Raw genomic sequence first — 18,792 nt, forward strand, 5'->3', positions numbered from 1 at the left:
TGGACTCGGATGCCACGGCCCTCGACGACCGTCGGGAGTGGTGCGATCCACCCCTTCCGTACCCCTACCCCGAAAGCCCCCGTCCTGGGGTGAGGGAGCTGCGCAGGAAACGGCAGCGATGCAGAGAGGCAAGTCATGGGAAGGTATGTGGTCCGCAGGCTGGGCCAGTTGATCGTCGTCGTGCTCGGCGCGACGCTGATCCTGTTCGCCTGCCTGTTCGTGCTCCCGGGCGACCCGGTCGGGCAGATCGCGGGCAGTGACAAGGCGCGCGATCCGGCCGTGATCGAGCAGCTGCACGAGCAGTACGGGCTCGACAAGCCGCTGGTCGTGCAGTACGGCACATACGTCGGCAAGCTCGTGACAGGGGATCTGGGCACCGACTACACCCAGAGTCGGCCCGTGTCGGAGATCCTCGCACCCAAGCTCGGGAACACGGCGAAGCTGGCGGTGTTCGCCATCGTGCTCGACGTCATCATCGGTGTCTCCGTCGGTGTGGTCGCGGCGATGCGTAGATACTCGATCTGGGACGTGTCGGCGACCTTTGCCACCACTCTCGCCATCGGGGTGCCATCGATCGTGCTCGGCATGATCCTGCAGCGGTTCTTCGTGGTGGAGCTGAACTGGTTCCCGCTGATCGCGGACGACAGTTTCAAGTCGATGGTGCTGCCGGCCGTGACCCTGGCCATCATCGACGCGGCCCTCGTCGCCCAGCTCGCCCGCAGCACCATGCTCGAAGTCCTGCGCGCCGACTACGTCAAGACGGCGGTGGCCAAGGGACTTCCCCGCCGGACGGTTCTCTTCCGCCACATCCTGCGCAACTCGGTCATTCCCGTGGTCACCTACCTGGGTATCTCCTTCGGCACGCTGCTCGGCGGCGCGATCATCACGGAGACGATCTTCAACTGGAACGGCATCGGTCTAGCGCTGATCCAGGCGATCCAGCAGAACAACAACCCCATCATCGTGGGAGTGGTGACGATCAGTGTGGCGGTCTTCGTCGTGCTGAACCTCGTCGTGGACCTGCTGTACGCCGCCCTCGACCCGCGTATCCGACTTGCCTGACCCGCAGGGTCGTTCCCACCTAGGAGTCACACCATGACCGAACTCGTCACGGGCACGGGAGGGCCGACGGCGGCCGATCCCGCCGCAGGCAAACAGGGTGCCGAACCCTCCATCGCCAAGGTCAGCCAGTGGTCCGACATCCGGCACCGCTTCTTCGCCAACAAGCTGGCCGTGGTCGGGCTGGCGATCATCGCCCTCCTCATCCTCACCGCGATATTCGCGCCCCTGCTGGCACCGCACGACCCACTCCAGCAGGACCTCAACGCGACCCTGCAGTCCCCGGGCGGCGCTCACCTGCTCGGCACCGACGCACTGGGCCGCGACCAGCTCTCCCGTCTCATCTTCGGCAGCCGCATCGCCGTGATCGTCGGCCTCGCCTCGATCCTCGTCGCGCTGTCCATCGGCATCCTGCTGGGCGCCATGGCCGGCTACTTCGGCCGCTGGGTGGACACGGTCATCATGCGCACGGCGGACATCTTCTTCGCCTTCCCGCTGCTGATCGGCGCCATCGTCATCATCCTGCTGATGGGCCGTGGTGTGCTGCCCGTCGTGCTTTCGCTGGGCATCTTCCAGTGGGCCACCTTCGCCCGCCTGTTGCGCAGCCAGATCCTGTCCGTGCGCGAGATGGACTTCGTGCACGCCGCGCAGGCGCTGGGCGCCAGTCGGGGCAGGATCATCCGCAAACACATCCTGCCCAACTCCATGACCTCGGTGCTGGTGTACGGCACCAGCAACGTCGGCATCGCGATCGTGGCCGAGGCCTCGCTGTCGTACCTGGGTGTCGGCGTGGACCCGGAGGTGGCCGAGTGGGGGAACATGATCTCCGCCGGGCGCGGGTTCATGGGTGTCAAGGACTTCATGTGGACCTACCCGAGCATCGCCATCGTCATCACCGCGCTGGGCTTCATCCTGCTGGGCAACGGCCTGCGCGACGCGTTCGACCCGAAGCTCCGGTGACCACAGCCGTGAACCCCTCCTCAGCAAGCAAGACGAAGGTGATGGCATGACCAGCCTGGAGATGGCCCCCTCGAACACCGGGCCGGACGGGGCAGCCCCGCTTCTCGAAGTCCGCGACCTGCACGTCGAGTTCAAGGTCCGCGACTCTGTGACCAAGGCGGTCAACGGCGTCAACTACAGCGTCAGCGCCGGTGAGACGCTCGCGGTGCTCGGTGAGTCGGGCTCCGGCAAGTCCGTCACCGCGCAGGCGATCATGGGCATCCTGGACAGCCCGCCCGGAGAGATAAGCAAAGGCGAGATCTTCTTCCAGGGCCAGGACATCCTGCGCCTGCCGGAGAGCGAGCGGCGCAAGCTGCGCGGCTCGAAGATGGCGATGATCTTCCAGGACGCGCTGTCCTCCCTCAATCCCGTTCTCTCCGTGGGCTACCAGCTCGGCGAGATGTTCCGGGCGCACCAGGGGATGTCCCGCAAGGACGCCAAGGCGAAGGCCATCGAGCTGATGGACCGGGTGCGTATCCCGGCCGCCAAGGAGCGCGTCGGCGACTACCCCCACCAGTTCTCCGGGGGTATGCGCCAGCGCATCATGATCGCCATGGCGCTCGCCCTGGAGCCGGACCTGATCATCGCCGACGAGCCGACCACGGCTCTCGACGTGACCGTTCAGGCCCAGGTGATGGACCTGCTCGCGGAGTTGCAGCGCGAGTTCAACATGGGCCTGATTCTCATCACGCACGACCTCGGTGTGGTCGCCGACGTGGCCGACAAGATAGCCGTGATGTATGCGGGCCGGATCGTCGAGACGGCCCCGATCCACGAGCTGTACAAGCGCCCCGCGCACCCGTACACCCGCGGCCTGCTGGACTCGATCCCGCGTCTGGACCAGAAGGGCCACGAGCTCTACGCGATCAAGGGGCTGCCGCCCAACCTGCAGCAGATCCCGCCCGGTTGCGCCTTCAACCCCCGGTGCAACAAGGCGCAGGACATCTGTCGCACCGACGTGCCGCCGCTGGTTCCGGTGACCGAGCGGGACGGCACCGAACTGGTGGGCCGCGGCTCCGCGTGCCACTTCTGGAAGGAGACGATCCATGGCTGAGCTCAGCAAGAAGGACGAGCAGACCGAGGCCACGCCGAACGTCTCGGACGTGGACGTGGTGGCTGCGCACACCGAGTCGGAGGCCGTCGCGGCCATCGAGGCGCCGGTCGAGCAGGGTGAGCCGATCCTCCAGGTCCGTAACCTGGTGAAACACTTCCCGCTCACCCAGGGCATCATCTTCAAACGGCAGGTCGGTGCGGTCCGGGCCGTCGACGGCATCTCGTTCGACCTCCACCAGGGCGAGACCCTGGGCATCGTGGGCGAGTCCGGCTGCGGCAAGTCCACCGTGGCGAAGCTCCTGATGAACCTGGAGCGGGCCACGGCCGGCGAGATCTTCTACAAGGGCCAGGACATCACCAAGCTGTCGGGGCGCGCGCTGAAGGCGGTGCGGCGCAACATCCAGATGGTGTTCCAGGACCCGTACACCTCGCTCAACCCGCGGATGACGGTCGGCGACATCATCGGGGAGCCGTACGACATCCACCCCGAGGTGGCGCCGAAGGGTGACCGGCGCCGCAAGGTGCAGGAACTCCTGGACGTCGTCGGCCTCAACCCGGAGTACATCAACCGGTACCCGCACCAGTTCTCCGGCGGTCAGCGCCAACGCATCGGCATCGCGCGCGGCCTGGCGCTCAACCCGGAGATCATCATCTGTGACGAGCCGGTGTCGGCGCTGGACGTGTCAGTCCAGGCACAGGTCATCAACCTGATGGAGCGCTTGCAGGACGAGTTCAACCTGTCCTACCTCTTCATCGCGCACGACCTGTCGATCGTCCGGCACATCTCCGACCGAGTCGGCGTGATGTACCTCGGTCGGATGGCCGAGATCGGCAGTGACGAGCAGATCTACGACCACCCGACGCACCCTTACACCCAGGCGCTGCTGTCGGCGGTCCCGGTTCCGGACCCGGAGGCCCGTGAGGGTCGTGACCGGATCATCCTCACCGGTGACGTCCCGTCCCCGGCCAACCCGCCCTCCGGCTGCCGCTTCCGTACCCGCTGCTGGAAGGCCCAGGACAAGTGCGCCCAGGAGGAGCCGCTGCTGGCGGTGCCCGAGCGCTTCAAGGGCGCGGACTCCCCGGCCGCGCACGAGTCGGCGTGTCACTTTGCCGAGGAGAAGGACGTCGTCCACGCGGCCTGACGTCCGCGCACACCCGCTGGTTCCCGGCACCGCCCTCGGTGCCGGGAACCAGCGTTTTCCGAAGGACGAGACGTGCTGCACCACGTGGAACTGTGGGTCCCCGACCTGCCCCGTGCGACCCGCGAGTGGGGCTGGCTCCTTACCCGCCTCGGCTACGAGCCGTACCAGGACTGGGAACACGGCCGCAGTTGGCGGCTGGGACCGACGTACCTCGTCGTGGAGCAGTCACCGGCGCTGACCGGAGACCGCCACGACCGTCTGCGCCCCGGCCTCAACCACCTGGCGTTCCACGCGGGAGACCCGGACGAGGTCGACGCCCTGGTGACCGAGGCCCCGGCCCACGGCTGGACGTCCCTGTTCGCGGACCGCTATCCCCACGCGGGCGGTCCGCAGCACTACGCCGGCTATCTCACGAACACGGACGGTTTCGAGGCCGAGCTGGTGGCCCGGGACGCGTCCTCGGACGCCGGGCGGCCGTCGTGATGCGGGCTCACCTCTCGTCGTCCCATTCGGGGACTGTCACCTTCCCGTTCAGCCAGTCGCGCCGCAGGATCGCATAGCCGACCGTGTCATGGATCGTCCCGTCCATGGCCGGCCAGGCCTCTCGGTAGTGCGCTTCCTTGGCGTATCCGCAGCGCAGGAAGACGCGCCGCATCGGGCTGTTGTCCTGCCGGGTGGTGCCCTCGATACGGCGTATGTCCGGCAGTTCCTCGAACAGGTACCGCGTCAGCCAGGTCACGGCCCGCACGCCGATGCCGCGGCCGCGGTGCTCGGCCCGGATCCGCAGATCGAACAAGGGTGTGCCGTCCGTGAGGTCCATCAGGCGGACCAGGCCGACGGTCTCGTCGTCGGCGACGATCCAGAAGCTCCGGTTCTCCTCGTTGTCGAAACGCCCGTCTGCGATCCACTGACGCGCCGTCTTCCGGTCCACCTCGCTGACGCTGTGGAAGGGCCAGCTCTCGCAGGTCAGAAAGCGGACCAGGGGCTCAGAGCCGGAAGAGAGACCGGAGGGGAGGAGGAGACGCCGGAAGACCATGTCCATGGCCGACAGCCTAGGACCGCGGATCACGCCTCCTCCGGCAGCACTTCGCCCCGCCGCTCGGCGGCGGGGCGTGGCTGACCTGAGCGCGGCCGGTCGCTCTACTTGTACTCGAGCTTCCAGACGTTGTTGTTCTTCTTCACCGGGGCGGTGAACCACTTGGTCCACTTCCACGTCGTGTGGCAGGTGCCGCCCGAGCCGTTGGTGATGACGTACTTGCGTGCCTTGAACTTCTTGGCCTCGTGGGTCATGATCAGCCGGACCTTGCTCTTGCCCGCCTTGTTCACGGCCGTGGCGGAGTACGACCAGGTCTGGGACTTCGACCAGGTCTTGCCCACCGTCACGCTGAACGAGGTGCTGGCCTTGGCGAAGATGGCGCCGACCTCCGCCGTGACGCCCGCGGTTCCGCTGGCGCTCACGGTGCCCGTCTTGTTCGACGAGTAGCCGAGGGTGGGCTTGTCCTTGTCCAGGAACCAGTCGCTCGCGAGGTTGGTCGCCTTGTAGACGGTGGACTTGTTGCTGATCGAGTAGCCCACGAGGCCCACGTCGGGACAGCCCTGGGCTGTGGCGGAGGCGGGAGATGCGGCGGCCACCAGGCCGCCGACCAGCATCGTGGACGCGAGCCCGGTACTGAGAATACGATTCATGTCAGGTTAATTCCCTCGTTAAATTTCAGGCGTGAATGGTCCGACGCGTGAAAAGGTGCGGAATGGCGCGGCGCAATGGCAAAGCGCAGCGCATTGCGGCAGGTGTGGATACGCCGGCAGGTGTGGATACGTCGGGACGCGTGGAATGGAGCTGCGCGGACCGCCGCCAGTGGATGGCTCACCGAGAAACGGGAGCCGAAAATGGGTCAGCCTGTCAGCGCGTCGGCGTGGGCGACACGGTCGCCGGACTGCCGATCGCGGAGGCGGCCTGACGGCCGCGGGCAAGGAAATGCACGCTCATCGAATTACTCCCCCGTTGCTGTGTCAACTGAGCCTGCGCTTACGGGTTTTACCCCGGTGGTCTTGCGGGTTCAGTGAGTCAGAGAATGCCCCTTCGGGGAATGAATTGCAAGCATGAAACCGAAAGACGTTCAGGAGGGCGGCCCGAGTGGAGTACTCGGTTCCCCGGGGAGCATGCTGTATAAATGGAACATAAGGGTGCGGGCGTCCATGGATATGGTGGGCTATGTCTGATTCGGTATTATGGCACCCTCAATTGTTCCTCAAATTTGTTATTCCTGCGGACTTCCCGTGTGGGAAAGGTGCGCCCGTGAAGATGCCCAATGACACGCCACCCGAGCCTCCCCACCGCCGCCCAGCACCCCGGGATCCTCGCCCCGGCACGCCCCCGCGACGCCCGCCCGCTCCGCCTCTCCGCTCGCCAGGACCTGGCAGCGGGCGTGGAAGCGGCACCCTCCGGGGATGCGGGACGGATCGGGAGGCTCGCCCGTGAGGACGACGGGGTCCCCGGGGGCCTCCGGGAGGACCGACAACAGGGCCTGGGTATAGGGGTGTTGCGGTGCCGTCAGGACCTGCTCCACGTTCCCCGTCTCCACGATCCGGCCCAGGTACATCACCGCGACCCGGTCGGCGATGTTCCACGCAAGGCCCAGGTCGTGGGTCACCACCAGTGCGGACAGGCCCAGTTCGTCGCGCAGGCGCAGCAGGAGGGCGAGGATCTCGCCGCGCACCGAGGCGTCCAGGGAGGCCACCGGTTCGTCGGCGACGAGGAGTTCGGGTTCGAGGACCAGTGCGCCCGCGATCACCACGCGTTGCCGCTGACCGCCGGACAGCTCGTGCGGGTAGCGCAGGAAGAAGCGCTCCGGGGGCCTGAGCCCCGCCCGGGACAGGGCCTCGGCGACCGCCGCCCGCTCGTCACCGGCGTACCCGTGGATCCGCAGCCCCTCGGCCACCGCGTCGTACACCGTGTGCCGTGGGTTCAGTGATCCGGTCGGATCCTGGAGGACCAGCTGGACGCGTTTGCGGTACGCCTTCAGGGCCCGGGAGGAGTACTCCAGCGGCTGCCCGCCGAAGCCGACCTGTCCCTCCGTGGGCCGCACCAGGCCCAGCAGCGCCCGGGCCAGGGTCGTCTTGCCGCAGCCCGACTCGCCGACCAGGGCCACGATCTCCCCGGCCCTGATGTCGAGTTCGACGCCGTCCACGGCCCGGGCCGGCGGACCACCGTGCCGTCCGGGATAGGCGACGTGCAGCCCCCGCGCGCTCAACAGGGCCGGTCCGTCTGCCGGCGGGGGCACCGAGGTGGTCGTCATGGGCCCCTCCTGGCGTCCTGGGCGGGCCGCCCGACGGCGTCGGCGGGTCCGCGTGCCGATGTCGGTGCGTGGTCGCGGGTGGCGCGTGGGCCGGGCCCCGTCCTCTGTCGTTCCTGGTGACGCGGGGTCAAGTGCCGGAGGGGCATGTGCCGCTCCTCGCGTCCTCGGCGGTGGCGGCCGGTCCCCGTACCGGTGCCGGAACATGCACGCAGGCCGCGCTGCGATCGGTGTCCGCCTCCCGCAGCGCCTGGTCGTCCACCGCGCAGGAGTCCAGCGCGACCGGACAGCGGGGGTGGAACGTGCAGCCGGGGGGCAGGGCGGCCGGGTCGGGCGGGTCGCCGGGCAGGCCGCGCGGGGCGAAGCGGGAGGCCGGGTCGCCGATGCGGGGGAAGGCGGCCGACAGGGCCTTCGCGTACGGGTGCCGGGCGTCCTCGTGGACCTTCCGGGCCGGGCCCTCCTCGACCACCCGGCCCGCGTACATCACCGCGAGTCGGTCGCAGGTGTCGGCGAGGACCGCCAGGTCATGGCTGATCATGATCAGGCCCAGGTCCTGCTCGGCGACCAGCTGTTCGATCAGCCGCAGGATCTGCGCCTGGATCATCACGTCCAGGGCGGTGGTCGGCTCGTCGGCGATGATCAGGCGTGGTGCGCAGGCCAGCGCCATGGCGATCATGACGCGCTGGCGCTGCCCGCCGGACAGCTCGTGCGGATACGCCGACGCCCGCGCCGCCGGCAGGCCCACGTGCTCCAACAGCTCCCCGGCCTGCTTCCTCGCGGCCGCCGCGGTGGCCCTGCGGTGCAGCAGGATCGGCTCAGCGATCTGGTCACCGACGCGGTGCACGGGGTTCAGCGAGTGCATCGCGCCCTGGAAGACGATCGAGGCGCCCGCCCAGCGGACCGCCCGCACCTGCCCCCACCGCATCGTCAGCACGTCCTCGCCGTCCAGCAGCACCTGCCCGCCGACCCGGGTCCCGGCCGGCAGCAGCCGGAGCAGCGCGAGGGCCAGGGTGGACTTGCCGCACCCCGACTCGCCGGCCACACCGAGCTTCTGACCCGCCGCCAGCCGCAGGTCCACCCCGCGCACAGCGGCCGCCCCGCCCGGGTAGGTCACCTCCAGGCCGCGTACCTCCAGCAGCGTCAACGGTCCACCCCCAGCCGGGGGTTGAGTACCGACTCGACAGCACGTCCGCACAGCGTGAACGACAGCGCGACCGCGGCGATCGCGATGCCGGGCGGCACCAGGTACCACCAGTCCCCGGAACTCACCGCACCCGCCTCCCGAGCCTCCTGGAGCAGCCCGCCCCACGACACCACCGTCGGATCGCCGAGCCCGAGGAAGGCCAGCGTCGCCTCGGCGAGGATCGCGGCGGAGACCATCAGCGTCGCCTGCGCCAGCACCAGCGGCATCACGTTGGGCAGCACATGCCGGGACATGACGTGCCAGTGCCCGCCGCCCAGCGCCTTCGCGCGTTCGATGTACGGCCGTGACTCCACCGCCAGCGTCTGCGCCCGCACCAGCCGTGCGGTGGTCGGCCACGAGGTCACCCCGATCGCCAGCACCACCGTGCCCAGCGAGCGGGACATCACGGTGGCGAGCGCGATCGCGAGCACCAGCGTCGGCATCACCAGGAACCAGTCCGTGACCCGCATCAGCACGGTCGCGTACGCGCCCTTGAAGTGCCCGGCCGTCACACCCACCAGCGTGCCGATGGCCACCGACAGCACCGCCGCCAGCAGCCCCACCAGGAGCGAGACCCGCGACCCCCACACCAGCAGGCCCAGCAGATCGCGCCCGAACCGGTCGGTGCCCAGCCAGAACTCGCCGCTCGGGCTCTCCATGGGCTGACCCGGAGCCTCGCTCACCCCGGCCACGTCGGAGCCGACGGTGAGCGGCGCGGTGAGGGCGGCCAGCGCGAACACGGCGAGCGCGACCAGGCCCACGAGCCCGGCGCGGTGGGTGCGGTAGCGCGTCCAGAACCGTACGACGGAGCGGCGGCGGCGCTGCCGGGCGAGGCGGCCGGGACCGGCCCCGGGCACCGGTGCGGGACTGCCGGACGGGCTGCCGGACGGGCTGCCGGTCTGGGCGTCGGCGGGGGTGTCGGTCGTCATCGGCCCACCCGTGGGTCGAGCAGCGGGTAGACGAGGTCGGCCAGCGTGTTCATGATGATCACCGCCGCGGCGAAGAAGAGGAACAGGCCCTGGACCAGGGGCAGGTCCGGCACGCTCAGTGCCTGGTAGAACAGTCCGCCCAGGCCCGGCCAGGAGAACACGGTCTCGACGAGGATCACCCCCGCGACGGTCCGGCCGAGGTTGACGAAGACCAGCGTCACGGTCGGCAGCAGGGCGTTCGGCACGGCGTGCCGGCGCCGGACCAGGTCGTCCCGCAGGCCCTTGGCGCGCGCGGTGGTCAGATAGTCGCTGCCCATCTCGTCGAGCAGCGCCGAGCGGGTGACCAGCAGCGTCTGCCCATACTCGACCGCCACCAGGGTGAGAACGGGGAGGACCAGATGGTGGGCCACGTCGAGCACGTACGCGAATCCCTCCTCGCCGCCCGACTCCATGCCGCCGGTGGGAAACAGCCCGGGGATCGGGCCGATGCCCACCGAGAACACGATGATCAGCAGCAGGCCCAGCCAGAAGGACGGAACGGAATAGAGGGTCAGAGCCAGACCGGTGTTGAGCCGGTCGCCGAGCCGGCCGTGCCGCCAGGCCGCGCGGGTGCCGAGGACGATACCGAGGGCGGTGTACAGGACGAACGCCGTACCGGTCAGCAGCAGCGTGTTCGGCAGCGCCTCGCCGATCTTGTCGACGACGGGGGCGCGGAACTGGTAGGAGGTGCCGAGGTCGCCGGTGAGCGCCTTGCCGCAGTAGTCGGTGAACTGCTGCCACAGCGGCAGGTCAAGGCCGAACTCCCGGCGGTAGGCGGCCAGTTGTTCCGCGGACACCGGGCGGCCGCCGGTCATGGTCTTGACCGGGTCGCCCGGGATCAGCCGGAACAGGAAGAACCCGGTGACCAGCACGGCGAACAGGGAGACGGCGGCGCCGCCCACCTTGCCGGCGCCGTAGCGGACGTACGCGGTGGTGGTGTGCGCCCGGGGGGTACGTGCCGCCGGTGAGGCGAGGTCCTCAGCGGCGGCCCTCTGGACGCTACTCACGGTCGTCGGCGGTGGACCGGCGGCGCAGTACGAAGAACACCCCGGCGCCCACGAGGACCACGACGGCCACCACGCCGCCGATGAGCGCGCCGGTCGAGCCGGAGTCGTCGGAGGAGCCGTCCGATGCCGCGGGGACGGCCGACCACCAGCTCCAGTAGCCGTCCTGGCCGTAGATGTTGCCCGCCGCGCTCGGCATCGTCCGGATCGACTTGATCTGGTCGGTCCGGTACGCCTCGACGGCGTTCGGGTACGCCATGACGTTCATGTACCCCAGGTCGTACAGCCGTGACTCCATCTGCTTGACGACAGTGGCCCGTTTGGCGGGGTCGTACTCGGCGAGCTGACGCGCGTACAGGTCGTCGTACCGCTTGTCGCAGATGAAGTTGTCGGTGGCGCCGGTGTCCTTCGGGGTGGCGGGCAGGGCCGCGCAGGTGTGGATCGACAGGACGAAGTCCGGGTCGGGGTTGACGGACCAGCCGTCGAAGGCGAGGTCGTAGGTGCCCGCGAGCCAGGGATCGGTGACGTTGTCCAGGCAGTCGAGCGTGACCCCGATGCCGAGCTTGCCCCACCACTCCTCCAGGTACTGGCCGACCGCCTTGTCGTTGGGATCGGTGGCGTGGCACAGGACGCGGTACGTGATCGGCTTGCCGTCCTTGCCGAGGCGTTCGCCGGAGCCGTTCTTCTTGTAGCCCGCCTGGTCGAGGAGCTGGGCCGCCTTCGCCGGGTCGTAGGCCAGTTCCTGGCTCGCGGAGGGCTTCCAGAAGTACTGCGAGAAGCGCGGCGGGATGTATCCCTCGCCCTCGACGGCGTGCCCCTGGAACACCTTGTCGATGATGGTCTCGCGGTCGACCGCCATGAACAGGGCGTGCCTGACCCGCTCGTCCAGCAGGGAGGGGTCGCCGTCGCCGAACTTCCGGCCGTTCTTCGCCTTCGCGCCCGGGTTGGTGGCGAGGGCGTAGAAACGACGGCCGGGGGCGTCGTTGACGCGGATGTTCTTCTCGTTCTTCAGGGAGGCCGCCTGGGCGGGGGTCAGCGACGGGGACCCGGCGACGAAGGAGACCTCGCCCTTGCGCAGGGCGGCCACGGCGGCGTCCTGGTCCTTGTAGTAGCGGAAGACCAGCTCGTCGAACTTCGGAGCGCCCCGCCAGAAGGTCTTGTTCGGCTTGAGGCGTACGTAGCTGTCGGGCTTGTAGCCGGTGAGGACGAACGGCCCGTTCCCGACGACGGGGAAGCTCTTGTCGTTGTTGAACTTCGAGAAGTCGTCCACCTTCTCCCAGACGTGCTTCGGCACGATCGGCACGTCGAGGGCGGTCATGGTGGCCTGCGGCTTCTTCAGCTCGATGACCAGCCGCGTCGGGCTGGGCGCGGTGACCTTCCTGAAGTTGGAGACGAAGCTGCCGTTGGTGGTGGCGGCGCCGTCGTCGGTCATCATCGTGTTGAACGTCCAGGCCGCGTCCTGGGCGGTGGCCTGCTGCCCGTCCGACCACTTCGAGTCCGAGCGGATGGTGTAGGTCCAGGTCAGCTTGTCGGGGGACGGCTCCCACTTGGTGGCCAGGCCGGGGACGGCGTGGTTGTCCTTGGGGTCGTAGTTGGTCAGGTACTCGTACATCAGCCGATGGATGCTGGTGCTGACCAGCCGTTGCGCCAGGAACGGGCTCAGCGAGTCGACGCTCTGGGCTACCGCCACGGTCAGGACGCTCTTGCTGTCGGCGGCCGAGGCCTGCTGGGGCGCCGGGTTGAGCGGGGTCGCGAGCCCGGCCGATAACGTCAGGGTGGCGGCACCGACGACGGCCGTGAGCCGGGCGACGCGGGGCCGTGATCTCCTCGGGCCCGAGAGCCCCCTGCCATGGACTTGTGTGCTCATGGGTCGTGACCTCGCGTCATCGCTCGCACAGGGACGGCTTGTCGGAGTGCTGTCGGAGTGCTCTCGCAGTGCTGGATCGGACCGGACCGGGTGTCGCCGACGGGATTGATGAGTGTGTCTACCAGCGCCGCTCCACACGCGTCAACGGCGCGTGAAGGCCGTGTGGCCTGCGGAAATAATCCGTTGATGCGAACGCGACAGTCATTGGTCCACACCTGTGAAGGGCCCCAGGTGGAGGCCTGGCGACGTTCCGCGGACTTTCGTTCCCCCGTACGGGCGAGGGCGTCGGACGACTGTGCGGCCGGTGACCCATACGGCCCTTGCTCGCATGCGATATGTGCGTGATGTGCCGATAGTGACCGGTAACGGTTCAGCATCCCGGCGTCGGCCGCACACCGCTGCACGGGGCACTCAGGAGGAGGCACTTCATGCGTGGAGCCACGCACGCCAGATGGGCCGCCTGCGCGGCGGCGGTAGTCCTCGCGGCGTCCGGCTGCGGCGGCGACAGCAGCGCCAGCAGCGACGGCGGCGGAGTGCTCAGTTCCTCCTGGGGCGATCCGCAGAACCCTCTGGAGCCGGCCAACACCAACGAGGTGCAGGGCGGCAAGGTCCTCGACATGATCTTCCGGAGCCTCAAGAGGTACAACCCGACGACCGGCGCCGCCGAGGACATGCTCGCCCAGAAGATCGACACCTCGGACTCGCAGAACTACACCATCACCATCAAGGACGGCTGGACGTTCAGCAACGGCGAGGCCGTCACCGCCAAGTCCTTCGTGGACGCCTGGAACTACGGCGCCAGCCTGAAGAACAACCAGAGGAACGCGTACTTCTTCAGCTACATCGACGGCTACGACAAGGTCCACCCGGAGGACGGCAGCAAGCAGACCGCCGACACCCTCTCCGGTCTCAAGGTCGTCAACGACAAGACCTTCACCGTCAAGCTGAACCAGAAGTTCTCGACGTTCCCGGACACCCTCGGATACTCCGCCTTCGCCCCGCTCCCGCAGGCCTTCTTCGACGACCACGACGCCTGGGTGGCGAAGCCGGTCGGCAACGGCCCGTACACCGTCGACTCGTACGCCAAGGGCTCCCAGATGTCCCTGCGCAAGTGGAACGACTACCCCGGCGAGGACAAGGCGCAGAACGGCGGCGTCGACCTGAAGGTCTACACCGACAACAACACCGCCTACACCGACCTGATGGCCGGCAACCTCGACCTGGTCGACGACGTCCCCGCCTCCCAGCTCAAGAACGCCAAGAGCGACCTCCAGGGCCGGTACATCAACTCCCCCGCCGGCATCATCCAGACGCTCGCCTTCCCGTTCTACGACAGCGACTGGAACAAGAGCGGGTCCGTCAAGGTCCGTACGGGCCTGTCCATGGCGATCGACCGGAAGCAGATCACGGAAACGATCTTCCAGAAGACCCGCACCCCCGCCACCGACTGGACCTCCCCGGTCCTCGGCACGGACGGCGGATACCAGAGCGGCCTGTGCGGAAACGCCTGCGTGTACAACCCGGCCGAAGCCAAGAAGATGGTCCAGGAGGGCGGCGGGCTCCCGGGCGGCCAGGTCAAGATCACGTACAACGCGGACACCGGCTCCCACAAGGAGTGGGTCGACGCCGTCTGCAACTCCATCAACAACGCGCTCGACAACGACAAGGCCTGCGTCGGCAACCCGGTCGGCACCTTCGCCGACTTCCGCAGCCAGATCACCGACAAGAAGATGAGCGGGCCGTTCCGGGCCGGGTGGCAGATGGACTACCCCCTCATCCAGAACTTCCTCCAGCCGCTCTACTACACCAACGCCTCCTCCAACGACGGCAAGTGGTCCAACAAGGACTTCGACAACCTCGTCGACCAGGCCAACGCCGAGAGCGACACCGCCAAGGCCGTCCAGACCTTCCAGAAGGCCGAGGCGGTCGTCCGGGACAACATGGCCGCCATCCCGCTCTGGTACCAGAACGGCAGCGCCGGCTACTCGGAGCGGCTGTCCGAGGTGAAGCTCAACCCCTTCAGCGTCCCCGTCTACAACGAGATCAAGGTCAGCTGAACAGGCCATGGGACGGTACGTCGTCCGGCGTCTGCTCCAGATGGTCCCGGTGTTCATCGGGGCCACCCTGCTGATCTTCCTCATGGTGAACGTGATGGGCGACCCCGTCGCGGGCCTGTGCGGGGAGAGGCAGTGCGACCCGGCGACGGCGGCCCAGCTGAAGAAGGAGTTCGGCCTCGACAAGCCGGTCTGGCAGCAATACCTGACCTACATGGGCAACGTCTTCACCGGCGACTTCGGCACCGCGTTCAACGGCCAGGAGGTGACCGAGCTGATGGCGACGGCCTTCCCGGTCACCATCCGGCTGACGGTCGTGGCGATCCTCTTCGAGGTCGTCATCGGCATCACCCTGGGTGTCGTCACCGGCCTGCGGCGCGGCCGGCCCGTCGACACCTCGGTCCTGCTGCTGACCCTCGTGGTTATCTCCATCCCCACCTTCGTCACCGGTCTGCTGCTCCAGCTGCTGCTCGGCGTCGAGTGGGGCTGGATCAAACCGTCGGTGTCGACCGAGGCCACGTTCGGCGAGCTGGTCGTGCCGGGGCTGGTCCTGGCCTCCGTGTCGCTCGCCTACGTGACCCGCCTGACCCGCACGTCCATCGCGGAGAACAAGCGGTCCGACTACGTCCGTACGGCCGTCGCCAAGGGACTGCCGAGGCGGCGCGTCATCACCCGGCACCTGCTGCGCAACTCCCTGATCCCCGTGGTCACCTTCATCGGCGCCGACATCGGCGCCCTGATGGGCGGCGCGATCGTCACCGAGCGGATCTTCAACATCCACGGCGTGGGCTACCAGCTCTACCAGGGGATCCTGCGCCAGAACACCCAGACCGTCGTCGGCTTCGTGACGGTGCTCGTCCTGGTGTTCCTGGTCGCCAACCTGATCGTCGACCTTCTGTACGCCGTCCTCGACCCGAGGATCCGCTATGCCTGAGCCGATGCCGCAGGAGCCGTACGGGTCGGGCGGGGGCCGCGCCGCGGAGGACGGCGCGATCGCCGCGACCGGAATGGGCGGGGCGATGGACCTCGCCACGAGCGAGGGCGAGACGCTGGAGGAGGACAGGTCGGACGACACCGACGGACGTGACCCGGACGGACCGGACGGCCCGGGTTCGTCCGGCAAGCCCCGCAGCCTCTGGTCCGACGCCTGGCGTGACCTGCGCCGCAACCCGGTCTTCATCATCTCCGGCCTGGTGATCGTCTTCCTCGTCGTCATCTCGATCTGGCCGTCGCTGATCGCCTCCGGCAGCCCGCTCAAGTGCGACCTCGCCAAGGCCCAGGAGGGCTCCCAGCCGGGCGCGCCGTTCGGCTACGACGGCCAGGGCTGCAACGTCTACACCCGCACCGTCTACGGCGCCCGGACCTCCGTCACGGTCGGCGTCTGCGCGTCGCTCGGCGTGGGGATCCTCGGCTCGGTCCTCGGTGGGCTCGCCGGGTTCTTCGGCGGGCTCCCGGACTCGTTCCTGTCCCGGATCACCGACGTCTTCTTCGCGATCCCCGTCGTCCTCGGCGGTCTGGTCCTGCTCTCCGTGGTGACCAGCAACACCGTCTGGCCGGTCATCGGGTTCATGGTGCTGCTGGGCTGGCCGCAGGTCTCCCGGATCGCCCGCGGCTCCGTCATCACCGCCAGACAGCACGACTACGTCCAGGCCGCACGGGCGCTGGGCGCCTCCAACTCCCGGATCCTGCTGCGGCACATCATGCCCAACGCCATCGCGCCGGTGATCGTCGTGGCGACCATCGCACTCGGCACCTACATCGCGCTGGAGGCGACCCTGTCGTACCTCGGCGTGGGGCTGAAGCCGCCGACGGTCAGCTGGGGGATCGACATCTCCGCGGCGTCCGCCTACATCCGCCAGGCCCCGCACATGCTGCTCTGGCCCGCCGGGGCGCTCGCGCTCACCGTGCTCGCGTTCATCATGCTCGGCGACGCGGTGCGCGACGCCCTCGACCCGAAGCTGAGGTGAGGTGCCGCGATGCTGCTCGAAGTGCGTGATCTGCACGTGGAGTTCCGGACCAGGGACGGCGTCGCCAAGGCCGTCAACGGCGTCGACTACGGCGTGGACGCCGGCGAGACGCTCGCCGTGCTCGGAGAGTCCGGCTCCGGCAAGTCGGTGACCGCGCAGACCGTCATGGGCATCCTCGACATCCCGCCGGGGCGGATCACCGGCGGCGAGGTCTTCTTCCAGGGCCGGGACCTGCTGAAGCTGAAGGAGGAGGCACGGCGGAGGATCCGCGGCGAGGAGATGGCGATGATCTTCCAGGACGCGCTGTCGTCGCTGAACCCCGTGCTCTCCGTCGGCGACCAGCTCGGCGAGATGTTCGTGGTCCACCGGGGCATGTCGCGCAAGGACGCGCGGGCCAGGGCGGTCGAGCTGATGGACCACGTCCGCATCCCCGGCGCCAAGGAGCGGGTGAAGCAGTACCCGCACCAGTTCTCCGGCGGTATGCGTCAGCGCATCATGATCGCGATGGCGCTCGCGCTCCAGCCCGCGCTGATCATCGCCGACGAACCCACCACCGCCCTCGACGTCACCGTCCAGGCCCAGGTCATGGACCTGCTCGCGGAGTTGCAGCGCGAGTACGACATGGGCCTCATCCTGATCACCCACGACCTCGGTGTGGTCGCCGACGTCGCCGACCGGATCGCCGTCATGTACGCGGGCCGGATCATCGAGTCGGCCCCGGTCCACGACATCTACAAGGCGCCCGCCCACCCGTACACCCGGGGCCTGCTGGACTCCATCCCGCGCCTGGACCAGAAGGGCCACGAGCTCTACGCCATCAAGGGCCTGCCGCCCAACCTCATGCACATCCCGCCCGGTTGCGCCTTCAACCCGCGCTGCCCGATGGCCCAGGACGTGTGCCGCACCGACGTGCCCCCGCTCTACGAGGTGTCCGAGGGCCGGGGCAGCGCCTGCCACTTCTGGAGGGAGTGCCTGGATGGCCGCGACACCTGAGCCGATCCTGGAGGTCAGCGGACTGGTCAAGCACTACCCGCTCACCCGGGGCATCCTGTTCAAGAAGCAGGTCGGCGCGGTCAAGGCCGTCGACGGCGTCGACTTCACCCTGAACCGGGGCGAGACGCTGGGCATCGTGGGCGAGTCCGGCTGCGGCAAGTCGACGGTCGCCAGGATGCTGGTCAGCCTGGAACGGCCGACGGCGGGGGAGATCCGCTACCGGGGCGAGGACATCGGCACGCTGTCCGGGAAGGCCCTGAAGGCGGTCCGGCGCAACATCCAGATGGTGTTCCAGGACCCGTACACCTCGCTCAACCCGAGGATGACGGTCGGCGACATCATCGGGGAGCCGTACGACATCCACCCCGAGGTGGCCCCGAAGGGCGACCGGCGCCGCAAGGTGCAGGACCTCCTGGACGTCGTCGGCCTCAACCCGGAGTACATCAACCGCTATCCCCACCAGTTCTCCGGCGGACAGCGCCAACGCATCGGCATCGCACGGGGGTTGGCCCTGCGCCCCGAGGTCATCGTCGCGGACGAGCCGGTGTCCGCGCTCGACGTGTCGGTGCAGGCCCAGGTCATCAACCTGATGGCCGGCCTCCAGGACGAGTTCGAGCTGTCCTACGTCTTCATCGCGCACGACCTGTCGATCGTCCGGCACATCTCCGACCGGGTCGGGGTGATGTACCTCGGGCGGATCGTGGAGACCGGCAGGGACGCCGAGATCTACGACCACCCCACCCACCCCTACACGCAGGCGCTGCTGTCCGCCGTACCCGTCCCGGACCCGGAGGCCCGTGAACACCGCGAGCGGATCATCCTGGCGGGCGACGTGCCGTCCCCGACGAACATCCCCTCCGGCTGCCGCTTCCGCACCCGCTGCTGGAAGGCGCGGGAGCGGTGCGCCCTGGAGGTGCCCGCACTCGCGGTGCCCGCCGAGTTCCGGTTCCTGCCCGGCCCCGCCGCCCACGACTCGGCCTGCCACTTCGCGGAGGAGAAACAGGTGGTGCCGCCGGAGGAGGCCAGGGACGCGGCATCGGATGATCGTGCCGAAGGGCGGGAATAACCGCACAAATGGCCACTAACCGCGTTAACACGCAGGCAACTTCACCGACCCGATCTCGATATACGGACGCGTCAGGCTGAGCAGCGTACGGCCGTGCGGGTGCCGTAAACGGGCCGGGAGCGCCATGTCTCCCGGCCCGTTTTT

Annotated in this window: 17 protein-coding genes; 10 read left to right on the forward strand and 7 right to left on the reverse strand. The window is 68.6% G+C overall.

Features of this window, described 5'->3' with window-relative positions; all coding sequences use genetic code 11:
• The first annotated feature begins 135 nt into the window (after positions 1-135).
• The 5 genes from OHA64_RS31325 (at position 136) to OHA64_RS31345 (ending at position 4,736) form a co-directional block, all read left to right on the forward strand.
• Positions 136-1,062, forward strand: coding sequence for an ABC transporter permease (locus tag OHA64_RS31325; RefSeq protein ID WP_405618759.1), 927 nt, complete (start codon positions 136-138; stop codon positions 1,060-1,062).
• 33 nt (positions 1,063-1,095) lie between these two features.
• Positions 1,096-2,019 (forward strand): ABC transporter permease, encoded by a 924-nt coding sequence (locus tag OHA64_RS31330; protein WP_405618761.1) that lies wholly within the window; start codon positions 1,096-1,098, stop codon positions 2,017-2,019.
• A 46-nt stretch (positions 2,020-2,065) separates the two neighbouring features.
• Positions 2,066-3,112 carry an ABC transporter ATP-binding protein gene (locus OHA64_RS31335; RefSeq protein WP_405618763.1) on the forward strand — a complete coding sequence of 349 codons (1,047 nt, stop codon included), beginning with the start codon at positions 2,066-2,068 and terminating at the stop codon, positions 3,110-3,112.
• Positions 3,105-4,253, forward strand: a complete 1,149-nt coding sequence (locus tag OHA64_RS31340; RefSeq protein WP_405618765.1) for an ABC transporter ATP-binding protein — start codon at positions 3,105-3,107, stop codon at positions 4,251-4,253. Before OHA64_RS31335 ends, OHA64_RS31340 begins: the two co-directional genes overlap by 8 nt.
• Positions 4,254-4,325: 72 nt before the next feature.
• The gene (locus OHA64_RS31345; RefSeq protein ID WP_405618767.1) at positions 4,326-4,736 is read left to right on the forward strand and encodes a VOC family protein; all 411 of its coding nucleotides are present in this window, start codon (positions 4,326-4,328) and stop codon (positions 4,734-4,736) included.
• Between the two features lie 7 nt (positions 4,737-4,743).
• Here the strand turns inward: OHA64_RS31345 and OHA64_RS31350 are convergent, their stop codons facing one another.
• From OHA64_RS31350 to OHA64_RS31380, 7 genes are all read right to left on the reverse strand, one after another.
• On the reverse strand, positions 4,744-5,295 hold the full coding sequence (locus tag OHA64_RS31350; RefSeq protein ID WP_405618769.1) for a GNAT family N-acetyltransferase: 552 nt from the start codon (positions 5,293-5,295) through the stop codon (positions 4,744-4,746).
• A gap of 98 nt (positions 5,296-5,393) precedes the next feature.
• Positions 5,394-5,939 carry a hypothetical protein gene (locus OHA64_RS31355; RefSeq protein WP_405618771.1) on the reverse strand — a complete coding sequence of 182 codons (546 nt, stop codon included), beginning with the start codon at positions 5,937-5,939 and terminating at the stop codon, positions 5,394-5,396.
• A gap of 572 nt (positions 5,940-6,511) precedes the next feature.
• On the reverse strand, positions 6,512-7,549 hold the full coding sequence (locus OHA64_RS31360; protein WP_405618773.1) for an ABC transporter ATP-binding protein: 1,038 nt from the start codon (positions 7,547-7,549) through the stop codon (positions 6,512-6,514).
• Between the two features lie 127 nt (positions 7,550-7,676).
• The gene (locus tag OHA64_RS31365) at positions 7,677-8,690 is read right to left on the reverse strand and encodes an ABC transporter ATP-binding protein (RefSeq protein WP_405618775.1); all 1,014 of its coding nucleotides are present in this window, start codon (positions 8,688-8,690) and stop codon (positions 7,677-7,679) included.
• Positions 8,687-9,658 carry an ABC transporter permease gene (locus tag OHA64_RS31370; RefSeq protein ID WP_405618777.1) on the reverse strand — a complete coding sequence of 324 codons (972 nt, stop codon included), beginning with the start codon at positions 9,656-9,658 and terminating at the stop codon, positions 8,687-8,689. Before OHA64_RS31370 ends, OHA64_RS31365 begins: the two co-directional genes overlap by 4 nt.
• Complete coding sequence (locus OHA64_RS31375; protein ID WP_405618779.1) at positions 9,655-10,704, reverse strand: ABC transporter permease; 1,050 nt, start codon at positions 10,702-10,704, stop codon at positions 9,655-9,657. The genes OHA64_RS31370 and OHA64_RS31375 overlap by 4 nt, the downstream gene beginning before the upstream one ends.
• On the reverse strand, positions 10,697-12,568 hold the full coding sequence (locus OHA64_RS31380; protein WP_405618781.1) for an ABC transporter substrate-binding protein: 1,872 nt from the start codon (positions 12,566-12,568) through the stop codon (positions 10,697-10,699). Before OHA64_RS31380 ends, OHA64_RS31375 begins: the two co-directional genes overlap by 8 nt.
• 428 nt (positions 12,569-12,996) lie before the next feature.
• Between OHA64_RS31380 and OHA64_RS31385 the strand changes: the two genes are divergently transcribed.
• The 5 genes from OHA64_RS31385 to OHA64_RS31405 are packed head-to-tail and all read left to right on the forward strand — an operon-like array spanning position 12,997 to position 18,648.
• Positions 12,997-14,625, forward strand: coding sequence for an ABC transporter substrate-binding protein (locus OHA64_RS31385; protein WP_405618783.1), 1,629 nt, complete (start codon positions 12,997-12,999; stop codon positions 14,623-14,625).
• Positions 14,626-14,632: 7 nt separating this feature from the next.
• Entirely contained in the window at positions 14,633-15,556 is a 924-nt protein-coding gene (locus OHA64_RS31390) for an ABC transporter permease (RefSeq protein ID WP_405618785.1), read from the forward strand.
• Positions 15,549-16,589 (forward strand): ABC transporter permease, encoded by a 1,041-nt coding sequence (locus OHA64_RS31395; RefSeq protein WP_405618787.1) that lies wholly within the window; start codon positions 15,549-15,551, stop codon positions 16,587-16,589. Before OHA64_RS31390 ends, OHA64_RS31395 begins: the two co-directional genes overlap by 8 nt.
• Positions 16,590-16,598: 9 nt before the next feature.
• Entirely contained in the window at positions 16,599-17,582 is a 984-nt protein-coding gene (locus OHA64_RS31400; RefSeq protein ID WP_405618789.1) for an ABC transporter ATP-binding protein, read from the forward strand.
• On the forward strand, positions 17,566-18,648 hold the full coding sequence (locus OHA64_RS31405; protein ID WP_405618791.1) for an ABC transporter ATP-binding protein: 1,083 nt from the start codon (positions 17,566-17,568) through the stop codon (positions 18,646-18,648). The genes OHA64_RS31400 and OHA64_RS31405 overlap by 17 nt, the downstream gene beginning before the upstream one ends.
• Positions 18,649-18,792 lie beyond the last annotated feature (144 nt).

Source organism: Streptomyces sp. NBC_00076 (assembly GCF_045041235.1).
Taxonomy (GTDB): Bacteria; Actinomycetota; Actinomycetes; order Streptomycetales; family Streptomycetaceae; genus Streptomyces.

Coding starts and splice junctions, on each gene's coding strand:
- OHA64_RS31325 (WP_405618759.1), top strand. CDS start 136: ATGGGAAGGTATGTGGTCCGCAGGCTGGGCCAGTTGATCGTCGTCGTG.
- OHA64_RS31330 (WP_405618761.1), top strand. CDS start 1,096: ATGACCGAACTCGTCACGGGCACGGGAGGGCCGACGGCGGCCGATCCC.
- OHA64_RS31335 (WP_405618763.1), top strand. CDS start 2,066: ATGACCAGCCTGGAGATGGCCCCCTCGAACACCGGGCCGGACGGGGCA.
- OHA64_RS31340 (WP_405618765.1), top strand. CDS start 3,105: ATGGCTGAGCTCAGCAAGAAGGACGAGCAGACCGAGGCCACGCCGAAC.
- OHA64_RS31350 (WP_405618769.1), bottom strand. CDS start 5,295: ATGGACATGGTCTTCCGGCGTCTCCTCCTCCCCTCCGGTCTCTCTTCC.
- OHA64_RS31355 (WP_405618771.1), bottom strand. CDS start 5,939: ATGAATCGTATTCTCAGTACCGGGCTCGCGTCCACGATGCTGGTCGGC.
- OHA64_RS31360 (WP_405618773.1), bottom strand. CDS start 7,549: ATGACGACCACCTCGGTGCCCCCGCCGGCAGACGGACCGGCCCTGTTG.
- OHA64_RS31370 (WP_405618777.1), bottom strand. CDS start 9,658: ATGACGACCGACACCCCCGCCGACGCCCAGACCGGCAGCCCGTCCGGC.
- OHA64_RS31380 (WP_405618781.1), bottom strand. CDS start 12,568: ATGAGCACACAAGTCCATGGCAGGGGGCTCTCGGGCCCGAGGAGATCA.
- OHA64_RS31385 (WP_405618783.1), top strand. CDS start 12,997: ATGCGTGGAGCCACGCACGCCAGATGGGCCGCCTGCGCGGCGGCGGTA.
- OHA64_RS31390 (WP_405618785.1), top strand. CDS start 14,633: ATGGGACGGTACGTCGTCCGGCGTCTGCTCCAGATGGTCCCGGTGTTC.
- OHA64_RS31395 (WP_405618787.1), top strand. CDS start 15,549: ATGCCTGAGCCGATGCCGCAGGAGCCGTACGGGTCGGGCGGGGGCCGC.
- OHA64_RS31400 (WP_405618789.1), top strand. CDS start 16,599: ATGCTGCTCGAAGTGCGTGATCTGCACGTGGAGTTCCGGACCAGGGAC.
- OHA64_RS31405 (WP_405618791.1), top strand. CDS start 17,566: ATGGCCGCGACACCTGAGCCGATCCTGGAGGTCAGCGGACTGGTCAAG.